We start from the raw sequence: 16,386 nt of genomic DNA, 5'->3' as shown, positions 1-16,386 counted from the left end.
TGTGGAATTCCATCAACTCAGAATCGCACGGCTGCTGATTGGTGATCAAAACAAAATCCCGATTCTCCACCAGGAAAAATCGGGATTATGGAATCATCTCATCGAGATTTGTCAGGGGTTCGTCACCCCTTCAGGGGCAACATTGAGAGCCTTCGCTAGAGACCCTTAGCTAGCGATCCTTAGTTGGTGCGTACCGATGCCGCCAACTCCGTATCCGCCAGCTTTGGAGCATTCAGCACCGCCGAGTAGAATCGGGAATCCTGGGCCTTTGCCACGATCGCGAAGCTGCTCCGCACTCGGCTAGCCACTTCCGTTGACTTCATTTCATAGGTTTGGGTCGCCAGCTTGGGATAGATACCCACACCCACGATCGGGGCCAACAACACCAGGGCGATCGCCAGTTCCCGCAGCTTCAGATCCGACCAATTCACTTCAGTCAGAGCCGTATTCTCCTTGCCGTAGAAAATTTCCCGCAGCATCGACAGCAGATAAACCGCCGAGAGAATCACGCCCACCGCCGCCAACACCACCACCGTGGCCCGGAACGGAGCGCTATAGACTTCGCTGGTGGTTAAGCCAAGGAACACCGTCAGCTCACCCACAAAACCGCTCATACCGGGCAGGGCCAAAGAAGCCATGGTCGTCGCCACAAACAGCGCGAAGGTGCGGGGCATCTTTTGCCCAATGCCGCCCATGTCGTCGATCGAGAGGGTGTGGGTGCGCTCGTAGGTTACGCCCGTCAGGAAGAACATCGCCGCCGCAATCAACCCGTGGGACACCATTTGCAGCACCGCGCCGCTCAGACCCACATCGGTGAAGGAAGCAATCCCCAGCAACACAAAGCCCATGTGGGACATTGACGAGTAGGCAATCCGTCGCTTCAGATTCCGTTGGGCAAAGGCGTTCAGCGCACCGTAGATGATGTTCACCACACCCAGGATCGCCAAAACCGGCGCAAAGTAGATGTGCGCGTTCGGCAGCATCTCCATATTCATCCGAATCAAGCCATAGCCCGCCATCTTCAGCAGCACACCGGCCAGCAGCATGGAAACGGGCGTGGGCGCTTCACCGTGGGCATCGGGCAACCAGGTGTGACCCGGGAAGGCGGGCAGCTTCACCAAGAAGGCGATCGAGAAAGCCGCATAAAGCAGGAGTTCCGCCGTCAGGGAGTAGTTCTTCAGCCCCAAGGCATCCATATCAAAGGTGACCGGGCCGCCCGAGAAGGCCATGGCCAGCGCCGCCACCAAGATGAACAGGGAAGCAAGAGCCGTGTAGAGAATGAACTTAGTGGCAGCGTAACGGCGCTTCGCACCACCCCAAATTGAAATCAGCAGGTAGACCGGTACTAACTCCAGTTCCCACATCAAGAAGAACAGGAGTAGGTCTTTGGAAACAAACACCCCAAGCTGAGCGCTGTACATGGCCAGCAGCAGGGTGTAGAACAGGCGGGGTTTCTTGGTGACATTCCAGGAAGCGCCGATCGCCAGGGTGGTGACCAAACCGGTCAGGGCCACCAGCGGCATGGAGATGCCATCGATCGCCAAAGACCAGTTCAAGCCAATTTGCGGTAACCAAGCGTAGGTTTCCGCCAGTTGAAACTCAGTGTTGGTGAAATCAAACTGCCCGAAGCAGGTGTAGGAAATCAGGGCCAACTCCACAATGCCCACTGCCAGCGCATACCAACGGATTGTTTTTCCGTCGCGATCGGGCAGGAAGGGAATTGGCAGTGCCGCCACCAAAGGCAGCAGCGTAATCAAACTTAACCAGGGAAATGTTGCGTCCATTGACTCCACCCGGCTGCAAAGGTCGGGTATGAACTCGATGAGGAGTAGGTAGGGATAATTACTCACCTGGTTTTAGTTTAATAAACTTTACATACAGTGACCAATCGTTTTTTCTAATGATTACGATTTGTTTCAAAAAGTTAAGTTCATGTCTGCAATCGATCGCCCAAGGGGATCGCTCCGCCGATCGCGGATCCAGCGATCGAATGGGCGGGGCAAGGGTGGGGAATTTTTTCACCGAACTGGATCAATCGCTCAGGCTGAATGGTGGCAGGCTCGGAGAACCAATCCTGTCTGATTCTGTCTGAACGGAGAGATTGCTAAAATCCAAACAGTCGATCGCCCCCACTTGCCCGCCATGGTTGCCATCCGGCCCAACCGCTCCACAACAATTGCTAGGACTGCCGCTGGGGCTGCTGCATCTGACCAGCCTCAATCGTTGGCCGCCACACCGGCAACCGAACTGGTTGAAGGGGGCGATGTGATTGCCAGAGACTCACCCGATGACTGGCAAAAGGCAGATTGGGAGATATATCAGCAAGCGATCGCCCAAGCCAGTGAGAAAACAAAAGGTTATTATCACGACGGAATGATGAGGCTCGAAATGTCTCCCGTCGGAAACCCCCACTCCCGTGACCATTCGATCGCAATTTACGCGACGTTACTGTTTGCTGCGCTTCGTGATCTGCGGGTGGATGTCCACGACAATTGCACCTACCGCAAAACCGGCCTGAGAGAAGCGCAACCTGATATTTCCCTATATGTGGGCGATCGGGTGGGATCGCTGGACTGGGAAACCAAGATTGTGGACTTGGATCAGTTGCCGCCGCCGGACTTGGCGATCGAAATTTCCGATAGCACCTTGCCCGATGACTGTGGGCGCAAACGCTTGCTCTATGAAGATTTGGGCGTGCGGGAATATTGGGTTGTGAATGTGGCGGAGGCGCTGATCCTCGGGTTTGAAATTATTGAGCGCGGCAGTCGGCGGATCCAAGAATCGATCGTGTTGCCGGGCCTGAGTTTGGACATTCTTGAAGAAGCCCTGCGGCGATCGCGCGAGGCCGACCACGGCCAGGTCAGCGCTTGGTTACTTCAGCAATGGCAGGCTGAAGGGTAGTTTCCAGCGAAGGAGCGGCCGACACGGAAGGGTGCAGAAAGTTGCAGCCAATGGCCGCTGTACGTCCTCTACTAGGGGCGATCGCTTGAAATGAATTGGTTTGCGGAGATCTCGCATATCAGAGGGCGCATGGCGATGTGGCCCCACAAGAATCGATTTTCCCGCATGGGTAGGGGCGTACCGCTGTACGCCCTCCGCCAGGATTGATCGCTGGAACCGAATTGGTTTGCGGAGATCTCGCGTATCGGAGGGCGCATGGCGATGTGGTCCCACAAGAATCGGTTTTCCCGCATGGGTAGGGGCGGACCGCTGTACGCCCTCCGCCAGGATTGATCGCTGGAACCGAATTGGTTTGCGGAGATCTCGCGTATCGGAGGGCGCATGGCGATGCGCCCCTACGGGTTGGGTTGGGTGGTGAGTTGTTGCAGGAGGGATTGGGTGAGGGGGTGGTCGGAGAGTTCGGCGGCGCGAGATTGCTTGCTTCATGCCACCGCGAATTCGGAGAGGGGACGCTCTTCGGGGGCAAGGAAACCAAGGACAATATCGGTGTTGGGAATGCCAGCTCGCATCAGGTCGGTGGCGATGCCGTCGGCGGTTTCGTCGGTTTCGATCCAGATTTTGCCGTTTTTGAGGCGAGCGAAAATCATGGTTTTTTCGATGCGTTTGCGGTTTTTCCAACCGATGCATAGCCACAGGCAGTAGCCCCGATCGCGATCGATAATCAGGCAGTTTTCATCAGTGTCGCTGGCGGCTCGGTTTGCCCAGTCGTGGTAGTCCTGTACGGTGGCTTCGAGAATGTTTAGGTACGCTGAGGTGTCCATAAAACGATCTCTGGGGTGTCTGGATTTATGGGGGCGATCGGGCGGGCGGCGGCGAGGTCGGGTAGGGGCGTACCGCTGTACGCCCTCCGCCAGGATTGATCGCTTGATACGAATTGGTTGGCGGAAATCTCGCGTATCGGAGGGCGCATGGCGATGCGCCCCTACGGGTTTGGTGGGGTGGTGAGTTGTTGTCGGAGGGATTGGGTGAGGGGGTGGTCGGAGAGGTCGGCGGTGCGATCGGCTTGGAGGACGGTTTGCACCAAAACATTCAAGCGGCGCACGGTTTCTTTGACGTAGGGATGATCAGGATTGAGAGCGTCCTGAAAAGTCTTGAAGGCCAGAAGCAATAAGCTCTCTGCTTCTGAGTAGCGTTCTAGAGCCATATATAGTTGCCCCAAATTGCCCTGGCTAATGGCGGTGTCGGGATGGTCGGCTCCCAGCACTTGCTCACGGATTTCCAGCGATCGCCGGTAGAGGGGTTCCGCTGCCTCGTACTGTCCCTGGGCTTGGTAGAGTACCGCCAAGTTGTTGAGGCTGGCGGCAGTGTTGGGATGGTCGGCTCCCAGCACTCGCTCCCAGATTTCCAGAGATCGCTGGTAGAGGGGTTCCGCTGCCTCGTAACGTCCCTGGGATCGGTAGAGGTTTGCCAAGTTGTTGAGGCTGGTGGCGGTGTCGGGATGGTCGGCTCCCAGCACTCGCTCACAGATTTCCAGAGATCGCCAGTAGAGGGGTTCCGCTGCTTCGTAACGTCCCTGGGATTTGTAGAGGTTTGCCAAGTTGTTGAGGCTGGCGGAGGTGTCGGGATGGTCGGCTCCCAGCACTCGCTCACAGATTTCCAGAGATCGCCAGTGGAGGGGTTCCGCTGCCTCGTAACGTCCCTGGGATTTGTAGAGATTTGCCAAGTTGTTGAGGCTGATTGCGGTGTCGGGATGGTCGGCTCCCAGCACTCGCTCACGGATTTCCAGAGATCGCCGCAAGAGGGGTTCCGCCGCCTCGTACCGTCCCTGGAAATAGTAGAGTCCTGCCAGGTTGTTAAGGCTTTGGGCGGTTTCGGGATGGTCGGCTCCCAGCACTCGCTCACTAATGCCCAGAGATCGCCGATAGAGGGGTTCTGCTGCCTCGTACCGTCCCTGGGAATAGTAGAGTCCTGCCAAGTTGTTGAGGCTGGTGGCGGTGTCGGGATGGTCAGGGCCAAAGCGGCGTTCGGTAGTGCTCAAGCGGTCGCTCCAGTGCTGTTCGGCTTCGGCCCAGAGACCCTGCCCCTCAGCCAGCCGCGCCAGGGCTGTGAAGGGCCAACCACAATCGTCATCATTAATCTCGCCACTGGCCGCCGCTGCTGTTGCCAAATGCGGCCAGGCGGGGCGGGTGCGCTCCAAGTCCGCCAGCGTCACCCCATAGGGAACCGTTTGCGCCACGCTCACCATCTGCCCCAAAAACGCCTGTTGCAGGGCCTCGCCTTCAGGCCAGTCTGATCGCTGGGCTGCAAAAAACTCCCGAATTAGCGGATGCAGGCCATATTGCCCATCGCCCAACTGTTCCAACAAACTCAGCCGCACCAATTCCGCCCGCGCTGCCTCCAGCGCTTCCTCATCGTCGTTGGGCAAACAGCCCTGCACCCAATCCCACAACACCGGAGCCGGCCCAAAACAACCCAACAACACCGCCAGCCGTTGTGCTTCCTGGCTCAGGGCTTGCCAGCTTAACTCAAAGGCAGTTGCTACCCCCTGCTCGGCTGGATCGTTGAACATCATGCCAGCCTTTCGCTGATCGATTTTGATGTTGATCGCCGGTAAGCTGCTCACCACCTCGTTCACAGTGGCCGCCACCGCCGGATCGGCCGTTTCTTCCACCACGATCGCCTCCAACAGCGTCAGATCATCGAACGGATTGTCCAGATTGGCCGCCGGGAGCCGCGCCGCCACCCGATCGCCCAGGGCCGCCACCCGATCGCGCACCGGAGCTGCCAAAGCACCCACCGCCGTGCGGATTTGGGGCAAGATCGGCTCTAGAACTTCCTTGGTTAACAGTTCGCTGGTGGTTTCTGCCGATTTTTTCAACATCAACACCCCGATCTCCGCTGCGCCCATTGCCAACGGTTCCATCACTTAAACTCCCGTGGGATTGGTCTAATCTGTCTCTGTTTTACAACGTCGATTAGCTCGGTGGCAGGGATTACGCAGGGGTTGTTGGGGGGTTGGGGCCGGGCGATCGCACAAAATCACCGATCGCCCAGCAAAATCAAGCCATTGCTAAACATCTGCCCCCAGCATTTGCAATCGATAAAGGCTGGCATAAAGACCATCCAAAGCCATCAATTGATCGTGGGTTCCAGACTCCGCCAAACGACCCCGTTTGAGGGCAAAGATGCGATCGACATTGCGAATGGTCGAGAGCCGGTGGGCAATAATAATTGCCGTGCGATCGCGCATCATTCGATCGACCGCTGCTTGAATAACCGCTTCTGTTGCCACATCCAAACTGGACGTAGCTTCATCCAAAATCAGTACTTTGGGTTCTCGAATGGCCACCCGTGCAAAGGCCAAAAGCTGCTTTTGACCGCCCGATAAATTAGTGCCGCGCTCACGCAATTCCGAATCATATCCTTGGGGTAATTGCCGGATAAATTCATCAATGCTGACTCGTTCGGCGGCGGCTTGCACCTCGGTCAGGCTGTAATTTTCCCCGAGGGTAATGTTGCTTTTTACGTCGCCGGAAAAGAGAAATCCATCTTGCAAAATAATCCCTAATTCTCGGCGCAAATCAGCCTGGGCCATGTCGCGAATGTCCACGCCATCCAGCAAAATTCGCCCTTCGGTGACTTCATACAAACGGCTGAGTAGCCGGATGATTGAAGATTTGCCCGCGCCCGTGGGCCCCACGAAGGCCACTTTTTCGCCGGGATGGATGGTGAAGTCTAGGTCGTGGAGCACAATTTCATCGGATTTGTAGCCAAAGGAAACATGCTCAAAGCGAATTTCACCACGGGTTTTCAGGCTGGCAAATTGGGCGCGATCAACCTTGGGCGGGTCTTGGATTTCGATCGGCTCCGAGAAGATTCCGTTAATTCGTTCAATGGCGGTGAATCCCGCTTGAATGGCGGTGAATTTTTCGGCAAATTCTCGCAAGGGATCAAACATCCGTTGGGCAAAGAGAATGAAAGCCGCCAAGGTTCCAAACTCGATCGTTTTGCCCGCCACCAATGCGCCGCCATACCAAAGCACCCCGGCGATCGCGACCAGGGAAATCCACTCCAAGGTGGCTGAAACGGCCGAGTCAAAAAAGATGGTGCGATCGACTTCGTGAATATAGTCTTGGTTGGTTTTCCGAAACTGTTTGGCGTTGTAGCGTTCTCGACGGAACAATTGCACCACATTCACGCCCACCAGATTCTCTTGCAGCATCGAATTCAAATCCGATAACCGCTCGCGGGCCCGATAGTTGGCTTTCCGAAATTCCCCTTGGAAATAAACAATGGCCCCCGCGATCGGGATCAACATCAGCAACAGCAATAAGGCCAATTGCCATTGCAGGGTCAACATGGTGGCCACCAACACCACGATCGACAACAGATCGCTCACAATCCCGATCGCGCCCGTGGAGAAAACCTCACCTAAGGCATCCACGTCGCTGGTTAGGCGGGTAATCAACCGACCCACGGGCGTGCGATCGAAAAAGCGCATGGCCAGCGCGGTCACATGATCGAATAAATCATTGCGAATATCCGCCGTGATCCGTTGGCCCACTTCCTGCACCAAGTAGCCCTGAAGCCCTTGGAGCGCCAACCGCACTGCCACCGTCACCAACACCAACAGCCCCACGGTGTTCAGACCCGATCGCAGGGGCATCGCTTCCAGAAAATCCCAAGCGCTGGCCTCGCCCCGAATCAGCGAGATGGCTTGACCCACCAAAATTGGCTGCAACGCATTGCCCAAGGACAAGGGCAGCAACAAAATCAGTGACACAATCAGCAGCTTGCCGCTGCGACGGGCGTAGGGTACCAGTCGCAAAAAAAGCCGCCAGTCAGTTTCAGAGCGGCGATCGGACGGGGTTTGCGCAGCAGCAAGATTCGCAGTCATAGCCAACCGGTAGAGACACAAATCAAGCCGCCCTGACGGATTGGCGGCCGGGCCTGTTTGCAAAGGCGGGCAGACAATCGATCAGGGTGGCTTGACGGCAATTTCAGTACAGAGTCTCCCCCATTATCGCCTATGAATTCGCCTCCATGACTCGATCGCCCGGTGGCAGCTCAGCGGCTCCAATCGCCCAGCGGATCTCTGGATCGCCCTGTCTGAATTGATACGCGATCGGGATCTGCAATCCATCACGATCAACGATGGTCAAATATCTGCCAAGGAGGCACAAACAGTCAGAAAGGTGGTATTTGACAAAGGGAAAAAATCAGAAATAATCAAAAAAATTGACCGATCTGAAATTAGAACGCGAACCAAGAATTAAGGAGTTTGAGGGTAGAAATCAGCAGAATTTGGGATGACATCTGAATTCGCCATAGGTTATGAATCTGAAGATTTCTGTTTTGGGTGCTCGTGCGTTGACTGCGAATTCTACCTGCCAGCTAGCCCTACAGAATCGTTACCCGCTAGCTCCACAGGAAACGCCTAGGAATTTCTGATGATTCATCCCTTTGCTCCACGACTCGCTCATTATTCACTGCTGCCTTTTTTAGCCCTGATTTTGGGAATACCCACGGGGGCGATCGCCTCGGAAATTCCCCTGCTGACCTTGGACGATCGCCCGACGGTGGCCACCGAAGCTGACCTGCTGGGCACGGATCCCTTAGGCACGGATGACCTGGCCCAAGTCACCGCCGTTTCGCAACTCTCGGATGTGCAACCCACCGATTGGGCATTTCAGGCGCTGCAATCCTTGGTGGAGCGCTATGGCTGCATTGCCGGTTATCCCGATGGCACGTTCAAGGGCAACCGGCCCCTCAGTCGCTATGAATTCGCCGCCGGGTTGAATGCCTGCCTCGATCGAATCAATGAGCTAATCAAGTCCGCCACCGATCCGCTTGCGACCAAGGAAGACCTGCGGAAATTGCAAAAACTGCAAGAGGAATTCGCGGCGGAACTGGCAGCCCTGCGCGGTCGGGTGGATTCATTGGAAGCCCGCGCTTCGGAACTGGAAGCGAACCAGTTTTCGACCACCACCAAGCTGAAAGGCGAAGTGATTTTTGCCTTGGATGACGTATTTGGCAATGGGCGGGCCGGCGACGGTGACTTGGATTACAACACCACGTTTTCTTACCGAGCGCGGCTGAATTTCAACACCAGCTTTACCGGAAAAGACGAGTTGCGGGTGCGGCTGCAAAGCAACAACATCATCCCGATCGATGGGGCCGTGACCGGAACCAGCATGACCCGCCTGTCTTTTGATGGCAACAGCAACAATCGGTTTCGATTGGACGATTTGCACTATCGCTTCCCGATCGGGCACAAAACCCATATGTGGCTGATTGCCAGCGGTCAGGGAACTGACGGCATTGCCGATCCGTTGAATTCGTTTCTGCGCAGTGACAGTGCCGGTTCCCTGTCGCGGTTTGGTCGCTTTAGTTCGATCTACCGCAGTGTGCGCGGCCCCGGGGTTGCGATCGAACATGACTTTAGCGATCGGTGGTCGGTGGATCTGGCCTACCGTGCGCCCCAGGGCAGCAACCCGGATGATGAAGCGGGCCTGTTCAACGGCAGCTACGGCATTTTGGGCCAAATCCTATATCAGCCCAGCAAAAGCGCTGGCATTGGCTTCACCTTCGCCCACACCTACTTTGACGAAGCCGACGTGAACATCACGGACGGCGTGGGCAGTGCCTTTGCCCAACGGCCCTTTAATCGGGTTGATACGTTGGCCAACTCCTATGGGTTGATCGGCTCGGTGCAATTTAGTCCGCGTTTCAACCTGTCCGGCTGGGTGGGCTACACCGATGCTAAAGCCAAATCGGGCAACGATCGGGGAGCCAATGCCGACATTTGGAATTGGGCCGTCACGATGGCTTTTCCGGATCTGTTTAAGGAAGGCAACTTGGGCGGGATTATTTTCGGGATGCCGCCGAAGACCACCCAAAACGATGTGGACAGCCGCGAAGATCGCGATACCTCGTTCCACCTGGAGGCGCTCTACTACCACCAGCTCACGGACAACATTGCCATTACGCCCGGTGTGATTGCGATTTTTAACCCGGAGCACAACAACGATAACGAGACCCAAGTGGTGGGTGTGGTGCGCACCGTGTTCTCTTTCTAACTAAATCCGGTGTGGCCATTCAGCGTAAATACCTGATCCGGCTTTTTGAAAGTAGCAGAGGTGAATCATTGACGGGGAGCCAGCTTTTTCTGGGCAACAGCTCACTGCGGCTCACTGCGGCTCAGTCAATCTCCCCGCAACCGCTTGGCAATTATTGAGGACTAACCCATGACCCATCGTTTTCTGCCACTACTCTCTAGCTCCGCTCTGTTGCCTCTTTTGACCCTGATTTTGGGAATACCTACGGGGGCGATCGCCTCGGAAATTCCCCTGCTGACCTTGGACGATCGCCCCACGGTGGCCACCGAAGCCGACCTGCTGGGCACGGATCCCTTAGGCACGGATGACCTGGCCCAGGTCACCGCCGTTTCGCAACTCTCGGATGTGCAACCCACCGATTGGGCATTTCAGGCGCTGCAATCCTTGGTGGAGCGCTATGGCTGCATTGCTGGTTATCCCGATGGCACATTTAAGGGCAACCGGCCCCTCAGTCGCTATGAGTTCGCCGCCGGGTTGAATGCCTGCCTCGATCGGATCAATGAGCTAATCAAGTCCGCCACCGATCCGCTTGCTGCCAAGGAAGATCTGCGGAAATTGCAAAAACTGCAAGAGGAATTCGCGGCGGAGTTGGCCGGCCTGCGGGGGCGGGTGGATGCCCTGGAAGCCCGCACGGCAGAACTGGAAGCCAATCGCTTTTCGCCGGCCACCAAGCTCCAATCCGAGGCCATGTTTGCCCTAGCTGATGTGTGGGGCGACGAAAAGGCGGGCGGCGGCGATTTGGACTACAACGCCACCTTTGCCTATTGGGTGCGGCTGAATTTCAACACCAGCTTTACCGGAAAAGACGAGTTGCGGGTGCGGCTACAAAGCAACAACATTCTCCCGATCGATGGCGACTTGACGGGAACCAGCATGACCCGCCTGGGCTTTGACGGCAACAGTGGCGGCCAGCTCCGGTTGGGGGATTTGTACTACCGCTTTCCCTTGGGCGATCAAACGCGGGCCTGGTTAATTGCCAATGGCCACGGCACGGATGGGATCACGGATCCCCTGAACGTATACCTGCGGAGTGACAGTTCTGGGGCCCTGTCCCGATTTGGGCGCTATAGCTCGATCTATCGCGGGTTGCGCGGCCCCGGTGTGGGAATTCAGCATCGTTTTAATCAACATTGGTCGGCCGATGTGGCCTACCGTGCGCCTCGGGCCAGCAGCCCGGATGATGAGGCGGGGCTGTTCAATGGCAGCTATGGCATTTTGGGGCAATTGCTCTATCAACCCACCCCCAGCACCAGCATTGGCTTCACCTTCACCCACACCTATTTCGATGAAGCGGATGTGAACATTACGGACAACATCGGCAGCGCCTTTGCCCAACGGCCGTTCGATCGGGTGGATACTGCGGCCAATTCCTACGGGTTGATCGGTGCGGTGCAATTCAGTCCCCGTTTCAATTTGTCCGGTTGGGTAGCTTATACGGATGCCGAGGCCAAATCAGGGGGCGATCGGGGGGCCAATGCGGATATCTGGACTTGGGCCGTCACGATGGCTTTCCCGGACTTGTTCAAGGAGGGCAATGTGGGCGGGATTATCTTCGGGATGCCGCCGAAAACCACGCGCAACGACTTGGCCAGCCGCGAGGATCGGGACACGTCGTTGCATGTGGAAGCCCTCTACCGCCACCGGCTGACGGATAACATCGCCATCACGCCGGGCGTGATCGTGATTGTGAACCCGGAACATGATGAGGACAACGGTATGCAGGTGGTGGGCGTGGTGCGCACTACCTTTGCGTTCTAAGTTCTGCGTTCTGAGGTTTTTTCTAAGGGTTTTGCCTGTGTTGGGAGCCGATCGCCTGGTTCAGTTTTGGGCCGAGGCGATCGGCTGTTTTTGGGGTGGCTGACTGGGCGATCGGGGCGATCGGGGCGATCGGGGCGGAATCGAGCGGCTCACGGGTGCTTAAATGCAGAAATTGCATGAAATTCATGCTTGAAACGGATTCTGTAAAGTTTTTTGTAACTTGGATTACAAAAGCCCTGAGGCGCGATCGCTAGCATTTGCCCATTCTCAGCTCTAGCAACTACAACTTCTGACCGAATACTCCCTGGCCTCGGCCAGCGGTCAGAAGTTTTTACCCACCGGCATTGACCCCCTCGCTGGTAACTATGGCTCAAGCGATCGCCCCGGCAAGTTCCAAACTCACCAAGTTTGAGAAATTCAAAGCCGAAAAAGACGGACTGCAAGTTAAACACGAACTCGCCACCTTTGCCCGCTTGGGCTGGGAAAACCTCCCCGAAGATGACTTGAATCACCGTTTGAAGTGGCTAGGGGTGTTCTTTCGCCCGGTCACTCCCGGAAAGTTCATGTTGCGGATGCGGTTGCCCCACGGCATTTGCACCAGCGGCCAACTGCGCGTCCTCGCCAGCATCGTTGAGCGCTACGGCGACGATGGCAGCGCCGACATCACCACCCGCCAAAACCTGCAACTACGCGGAATTCGGTTGGATGACATTCCTGAAATTTTCCAACAGCTCGATCGCGCCGGCCTCACCAGCATCCAATCGGGCATGGACAACGTGCGCAACATCACCGGCTCCCCCGTGGCCGGCATTGATGCCGACGAGTTGATCGACACCCGGGGGCTGGTGCGCAAAGTGCAGGACATGATCACCAACAACGGTGATGGCAACCCCAGCTTCACTAACCTGCCCCGCAAATTCAACATCGCGATCGACGGCAGCCGCGACAACTCGGTTCACGCCGAAATTAACGACATCGCCTTCATCCCCGCCTACAAAGACGGCAAGCTTGGGTTCAACGTGGTGGTGGGCGGGTTCTTTTCCGCCAGCCGCGTGGCCCCCGCCATTCCCCTCAATGCCTGGGTGGATCCACGCGATGTGGTGTCCCTCTGCGAAGCGATCTTGGTGGTCTATCGGGATCACGGCCCCCGCGCCAACCGCCAAAAATCTCGGTTGATGTGGCTGATTGACGAGTGGGGAATTGAAAAATTCCGCGCCGTTGTCGAAAAGCAACTGGGATTTCCCTTGATTGCCGCCGCCGAGCAGGATGAGTATTGCTGGGACAAACGCGACCACATCGGCATCCACGCCCAAAAGCAAGTGGGCCTCAACTATGCCGGGTTACACATTCCCGTGGGCCGGCTGAATGCGCGCCAAATGTTTGACCTGGCGCGGTTGGCGGATATCTACGGCAGCGGTGAACTGCGCTTCACCGTTGAGCAAAACGTGATCATTCCCAACATTCCCGATTCCCGGTTAGCGGTTTTTACCCAAGAGCCGCTTTTGAAAACCTTTTCGATCGCCCCGGCTCCCCTCGTGCGGGAACTGGTTTCTTGCACGGGGTCGCAGTTTTGCAACTTTGCGCTGATTGAAACCAAACAGCGTGCTCTGGCCGTGGCCCAAGCCGTCACCGATCGGGTCAAGCTGCCTCGGCCAGTGCGAATTCACTGGACCGGCTGCCCCAACTCCTGCGGCCAGCCCCAAGTGGCCGACATCGGCTTGATGGGCAGCAAGGCCCGCAAGGACGGCAAAACCGTTGAGGCCGTGGACATTTTCCTCGGCGGCAAGGTGGGCAAGGAGGCCCACTTGGGCGATCGGGTCATGAAAGGCATTCCCTGCGAAGACCTGAATGATGTGCTGGTGGACTTGCTGGTGGAGCATTTCCAAGCCGAGCGCAAATCTCCCGCCCTGGCCGAGGCGTAACCCAACCCGGCCCTTAGCTCCCAACACCCAACACACCACTCGATCCTCCCCGATCGTTGACTCCCCCTCTTTACCTTCAAACTCAGCAACCATGAGCAGCTTTTCTCGCCGCAAGTTTTTGTTCACCGCCGCCACCGCTGCCGGAGCCACCGTTGCGATCCATGGTTGTGCTGCCGGAGGTGGCAACCAGGCCGCCAGCAGCCCGGCCGGTGGCGACTCCGCCGGGGGCAGCCCTTCGCCGGCCGCCTCGATCGCCCCGCCGGAAGTAACCAAAGCCAAGCTCGGTTTCATTGCCCTCACCGACGCGGCCCCCTTGATCATCGCCAAGGAAAAGGGCCTCTTCGCCAAATACGGAATGCCCGATGTGGAAGTGGTCAAGCAAGCCTCTTGGGCCGCCACTCGCGACAACCTGGAATTGGGATCGGCCGGGAACGGGATTGATGGTGCGCATATTCTTTCCCCAATTCCTTACCTGATGACCACCGGCAAGGTCACGAAAAAACCCGTGCCGATGAACATCTTGGCCCGTTTAAATACCAACGGTCAGGCTATTTCCCTCAGCAAAGACTATCTTGGTCAAAAAATCGGTCTTGACAACCAACCTTTCAAAGCAGCTCTGGCTAAAGCAAAGTCCGGTGGCAAAGATGTGAAAGTGGCCGTCACCTTCCCCGGAGGAACACACGATTTATGGATGCGCTACTGGTTGGCATCCGGTGGCATTGATCCCAACAAGGATGTGTCGGTGATTGTGGTTCCGCCGCCGCAAATGGTGGCCAACATCAAGACCGGAACCATGGAAGCCTTCTGCGTGGGTGAGCCTTGGAATGCCCAAACGGTATCCCAAAAGCTGGGTTTCTCGGCCTTGGTGACCGGTGAACTGTGGAAAGATCACCCGGAAAAGGCCTTTGCGATGCGTGCCGATTGGGTGGAAAAGAACCCGAACGCCACCAAAGCCCTGACCATGGCAGTGCTGGAAGCACAAATGTGGTGCGACAAGCCCGAAAACATTGCCGAAATGTGCGACATCATCAGCAAGCGCGAGTGGCTGAAGATCAAGGCGGAAGATATCTTGGGTCGCTCCCAAGGCACGATCGACTTTGGTGATGGGCGTAAGGAAGAAAAATTCCCGCTGGCCATGAAATTCTGGGCAGACTTCGCCTCCTATCCCTTCAAGAGCCATGACCTGTGGTTTGTCACGGAAGACATTCGCTGGGGTTACTTGCCGGAAAACACCGACACGAAAGCTTTGGTGGATCAGGTCAACCGGGAAGACATTTGGCGCGAGGCAGCTAAGGCGCTGGGTGTGCCCGAGGCGGAAATTCCCAAGGATACGTCGCGCGGGGTGGAAACCTTCTTTGATGGGGTGAAGTTTGATCCGGAAAATCCCAAGGCCTATCTCGATGGTCTGAAGATCAAGGCCCTGAAAGCCTAGGGCTGGGTTCTGAATCGAATGTTGTCAGGCAATCAAAACCTTTCATTCAGGAATGATTGCCATATTGAAGGGAGGGCTGAAGCCACCAGCAACGGTTTCTCTCGATCGAGATTAGACTGCGACTGCCCGATCGAGATTGCCCGATCAAAATTCCTGGGTCAGTCGCCTGAATCAAATCATTTGATCAGGCTTGATAATCTCATCGAGAATGAGCCGTTGTTGGAGGGTTTCAGCCATCTGCGAGCAAGCGCAACGATCGACTCAGGCTGACAACTTGAATGCCCATCGAATGCCCATCGAATGCTCAACGATCGATTGAGGATTTAATCACACTCAGGTTTGACCACCATGGCTGCAAGTAGTTCTAGTTCGCTCGTTGATTCGATTATTCGTTTTGTGCCGCTGTCTAAGAAAAATGCCCGCAAAGTGATTGCGGCCATTGTGGGAACGCTCATTTGCTTGGTGGCTTGGCAGGCAATTTGCTCAATTCCCGGAGCACCCTTGCCGGGGCCCCTGGAAGTGTTTGGCGACACCCAGGAATTGATTGTGGGTGCGTTCGATCGCACGGATCCCAACAGCACCGATGTGGGCATTTTTTGGCACTTAATGGCCAGCTTGCAGCGGGTGGCGATTGGCTTTTCAGCGGCAGCAATTATTGGGGTTTTAGTGGGCATTCTGATCGGCAGCAACCCGCTGATCTATGACGCACTGGATCCGGTCTTTCAACTCTTACGAACCATCCCGCCATTGGCTTGGCTGCCCATTTCCTTGGAAGCCTTGAAAAATAACCAATCGGCGGCGCTGTTTGTAATTTTCATTACAGCAGTTTGGCCGGTTTTGCTGAACACGGTAACCGGTGTGCAGCAAGTGCCCCAAGACTACAAAAACGTGGCCCGGGTGCTGCGTTTGGGGCGAGTGGAATATTTCCTGAACGTGCTGTTTCCGGCCACGGTTCCCTATGTTTTCACGGGTCTGCGGATTGGCGTTGGGCTGTCCTGGTTGGCCATTGTGGCGGCGGAAATGCTGGTGGGCGGTGTTGGCATTGGGTTCTTCATCTGGGATGCCTATAACAGCTCCCTGACCAGTGAAATTATCCTGGCGTTGATTTTTGTGGGCTTGGTGGGGCTGTTGCTCGATCGATTCGTGGCTTTTTTGGGCAGCATTGCCGTGCCGCCGGAACGCCGCTAACGGGCGAAGTTTGGGCATAGCTTTGGATAACTCACTCCTCGATCGCACAACACCGATCGCACAACAC

The 16,386-nt window shown here is 56.3% G+C and carries 11 protein-coding genes; 6 read left to right on the top strand and 5 right to left on the bottom strand.

Going from position 1 to position 16,386, the window contains the following annotated elements; all coding sequences use genetic code 11:
• Positions 1–179 precede the first annotated feature (179 nt).
• Positions 180–1,784, bottom strand: a complete 1,605-nt coding sequence (locus tag H6G53_RS04825) for an NAD(P)H-quinone oxidoreductase subunit 4 (RefSeq protein WP_190355911.1) — start codon at positions 1,782–1,784, stop codon at positions 180–182.
• Positions 1,785–2,142: 358 nt separating this feature from the next.
• Between H6G53_RS04825 and H6G53_RS04820 the strand changes: the two genes are divergently transcribed.
• Positions 2,143–2,901 (top strand): Uma2 family endonuclease, encoded by a 759-nt coding sequence (locus H6G53_RS04820; RefSeq protein ID WP_190531181.1) that lies wholly within the window; start codon positions 2,143–2,145, stop codon positions 2,899–2,901.
• A gap of 482 nt (positions 2,902–3,383) precedes the next feature.
• Here H6G53_RS04820 and H6G53_RS04815 read toward each other — a convergent pair whose 3' ends face one another.
• The 3 genes from H6G53_RS04815 to H6G53_RS04805 form a co-directional block, all read right to left on the bottom strand.
• The gene (locus tag H6G53_RS04815; RefSeq protein WP_190531179.1) at positions 3,384–3,722 is read right to left on the bottom strand and encodes a XisI protein; all 339 of its coding nucleotides are present in this window, start codon (positions 3,720–3,722) and stop codon (positions 3,384–3,386) included.
• Between the two features lie 161 nt (positions 3,723–3,883).
• Complete coding sequence (locus H6G53_RS04810; protein WP_190531177.1) at positions 3,884–5,824, bottom strand: tetratricopeptide repeat protein; 1,941 nt, start codon at positions 5,822–5,824, stop codon at positions 3,884–3,886.
• 147 nt (positions 5,825–5,971) lie between these two features.
• The gene (locus H6G53_RS04805; protein WP_099534778.1) at positions 5,972–7,798 is read right to left on the bottom strand and encodes an ABC transporter ATP-binding protein; all 1,827 of its coding nucleotides are present in this window, start codon (positions 7,796–7,798) and stop codon (positions 5,972–5,974) included.
• A gap of 553 nt (positions 7,799–8,351) precedes the next feature.
• On the opposite strand from H6G53_RS04805, the gene H6G53_RS04800 reads away from it, so the two are divergent.
• Together H6G53_RS04800 and H6G53_RS04795 are read left to right on the top strand one after the other, a co-directional pair.
• Positions 8,352–9,980, top strand: a complete 1,629-nt coding sequence (locus tag H6G53_RS04800) for an iron uptake porin (protein ID WP_190531175.1) — start codon at positions 8,352–8,354, stop codon at positions 9,978–9,980.
• 168 nt (positions 9,981–10,148) lie between these two features.
• Positions 10,149–11,777: an iron uptake porin gene (locus H6G53_RS04795; RefSeq protein ID WP_190531173.1), complete on the top strand. Its 1,629-nt coding sequence runs from the start codon at positions 10,149–10,151 to the stop codon at positions 11,775–11,777.
• 22 nt (positions 11,778–11,799) lie between these two features.
• Here the strand turns inward: H6G53_RS04795 and H6G53_RS04790 are convergent, their stop codons facing one another.
• Positions 11,800–11,955: a hypothetical protein gene (locus H6G53_RS04790; RefSeq protein ID WP_190531171.1), complete on the bottom strand. Its 156-nt coding sequence runs from the start codon at positions 11,953–11,955 to the stop codon at positions 11,800–11,802.
• A gap of 187 nt (positions 11,956–12,142) precedes the next feature.
• Between H6G53_RS04790 and H6G53_RS04785 the strand changes: the two genes are divergently transcribed.
• The 3 genes from H6G53_RS04785 (at position 12,143) to ntrB (ending at position 16,319) form a co-directional block, all read left to right on the top strand.
• Complete coding sequence (locus H6G53_RS04785) at positions 12,143–13,699, top strand: ferredoxin--nitrite reductase (protein ID WP_190529806.1); 1,557 nt, start codon at positions 12,143–12,145, stop codon at positions 13,697–13,699.
• Between the two features lie 91 nt (positions 13,700–13,790).
• Positions 13,791–15,131, top strand: coding sequence for a CmpA/NrtA family ABC transporter substrate-binding protein (locus tag H6G53_RS04780; RefSeq protein WP_190531169.1), 1,341 nt, complete (start codon positions 13,791–13,793; stop codon positions 15,129–15,131).
• Positions 15,132–15,479: 348 nt separating this feature from the next.
• Positions 15,480–16,319, top strand: a complete 840-nt coding sequence (ntrB, locus tag H6G53_RS04775; protein WP_190529802.1) for a nitrate ABC transporter permease — start codon at positions 15,480–15,482, stop codon at positions 16,317–16,319.
• Positions 16,320–16,386: the final 67 nt, after the last annotated feature.

It is taken from the genome of Limnothrix sp. FACHB-406 (assembly GCF_014698235.1).
Taxonomy (GTDB): Bacteria; Cyanobacteriota; Cyanobacteriia; order CACIAM-69d; family CACIAM-69d; genus CACIAM-69d.
Note: the sequence above shows the minus strand (reverse complement) of the source record. Positions and strands in the feature narration are given on the sequence as shown.

Excerpts from the sequence above, each read along its gene's own strand:
- H6G53_RS04825 (WP_190355911.1), bottom strand. The coding sequence starts at position 1,784 with ATGGACGCAACATTTCCCTGGTTAAGTTTGATTACGCTGCTGCCTTTG.
- H6G53_RS04820 (WP_190531181.1), top strand. The coding sequence starts at position 2,143 with ATGGTTGCCATCCGGCCCAACCGCTCCACAACAATTGCTAGGACTGCC.
- H6G53_RS04815 (WP_190531179.1), bottom strand. The coding sequence starts at position 3,722 with ATGGACACCTCAGCGTACCTAAACATTCTCGAAGCCACCGTACAGGAC.
- H6G53_RS04810 (WP_190531177.1), bottom strand. The coding sequence starts at position 5,824 with ATGGAACCGTTGGCAATGGGCGCAGCGGAGATCGGGGTGTTGATGTTG.
- H6G53_RS04805 (WP_099534778.1), bottom strand. The coding sequence starts at position 7,798 with ATGACTGCGAATCTTGCTGCTGCGCAAACCCCGTCCGATCGCCGCTCT.
- H6G53_RS04800 (WP_190531175.1), top strand. The coding sequence starts at position 8,352 with ATGATTCATCCCTTTGCTCCACGACTCGCTCATTATTCACTGCTGCCT.
- H6G53_RS04795 (WP_190531173.1), top strand. The coding sequence starts at position 10,149 with ATGACCCATCGTTTTCTGCCACTACTCTCTAGCTCCGCTCTGTTGCCT.
- H6G53_RS04790 (WP_190531171.1), bottom strand. The coding sequence starts at position 11,955 with ATGCAATTTCTGCATTTAAGCACCCGTGAGCCGCTCGATTCCGCCCCG.
- H6G53_RS04785 (WP_190529806.1), top strand. The coding sequence starts at position 12,143 with ATGGCTCAAGCGATCGCCCCGGCAAGTTCCAAACTCACCAAGTTTGAG.
- H6G53_RS04780 (WP_190531169.1), top strand. The coding sequence starts at position 13,791 with ATGAGCAGCTTTTCTCGCCGCAAGTTTTTGTTCACCGCCGCCACCGCT.
- ntrB (WP_190529802.1), top strand. The coding sequence starts at position 15,480 with ATGGCTGCAAGTAGTTCTAGTTCGCTCGTTGATTCGATTATTCGTTTT.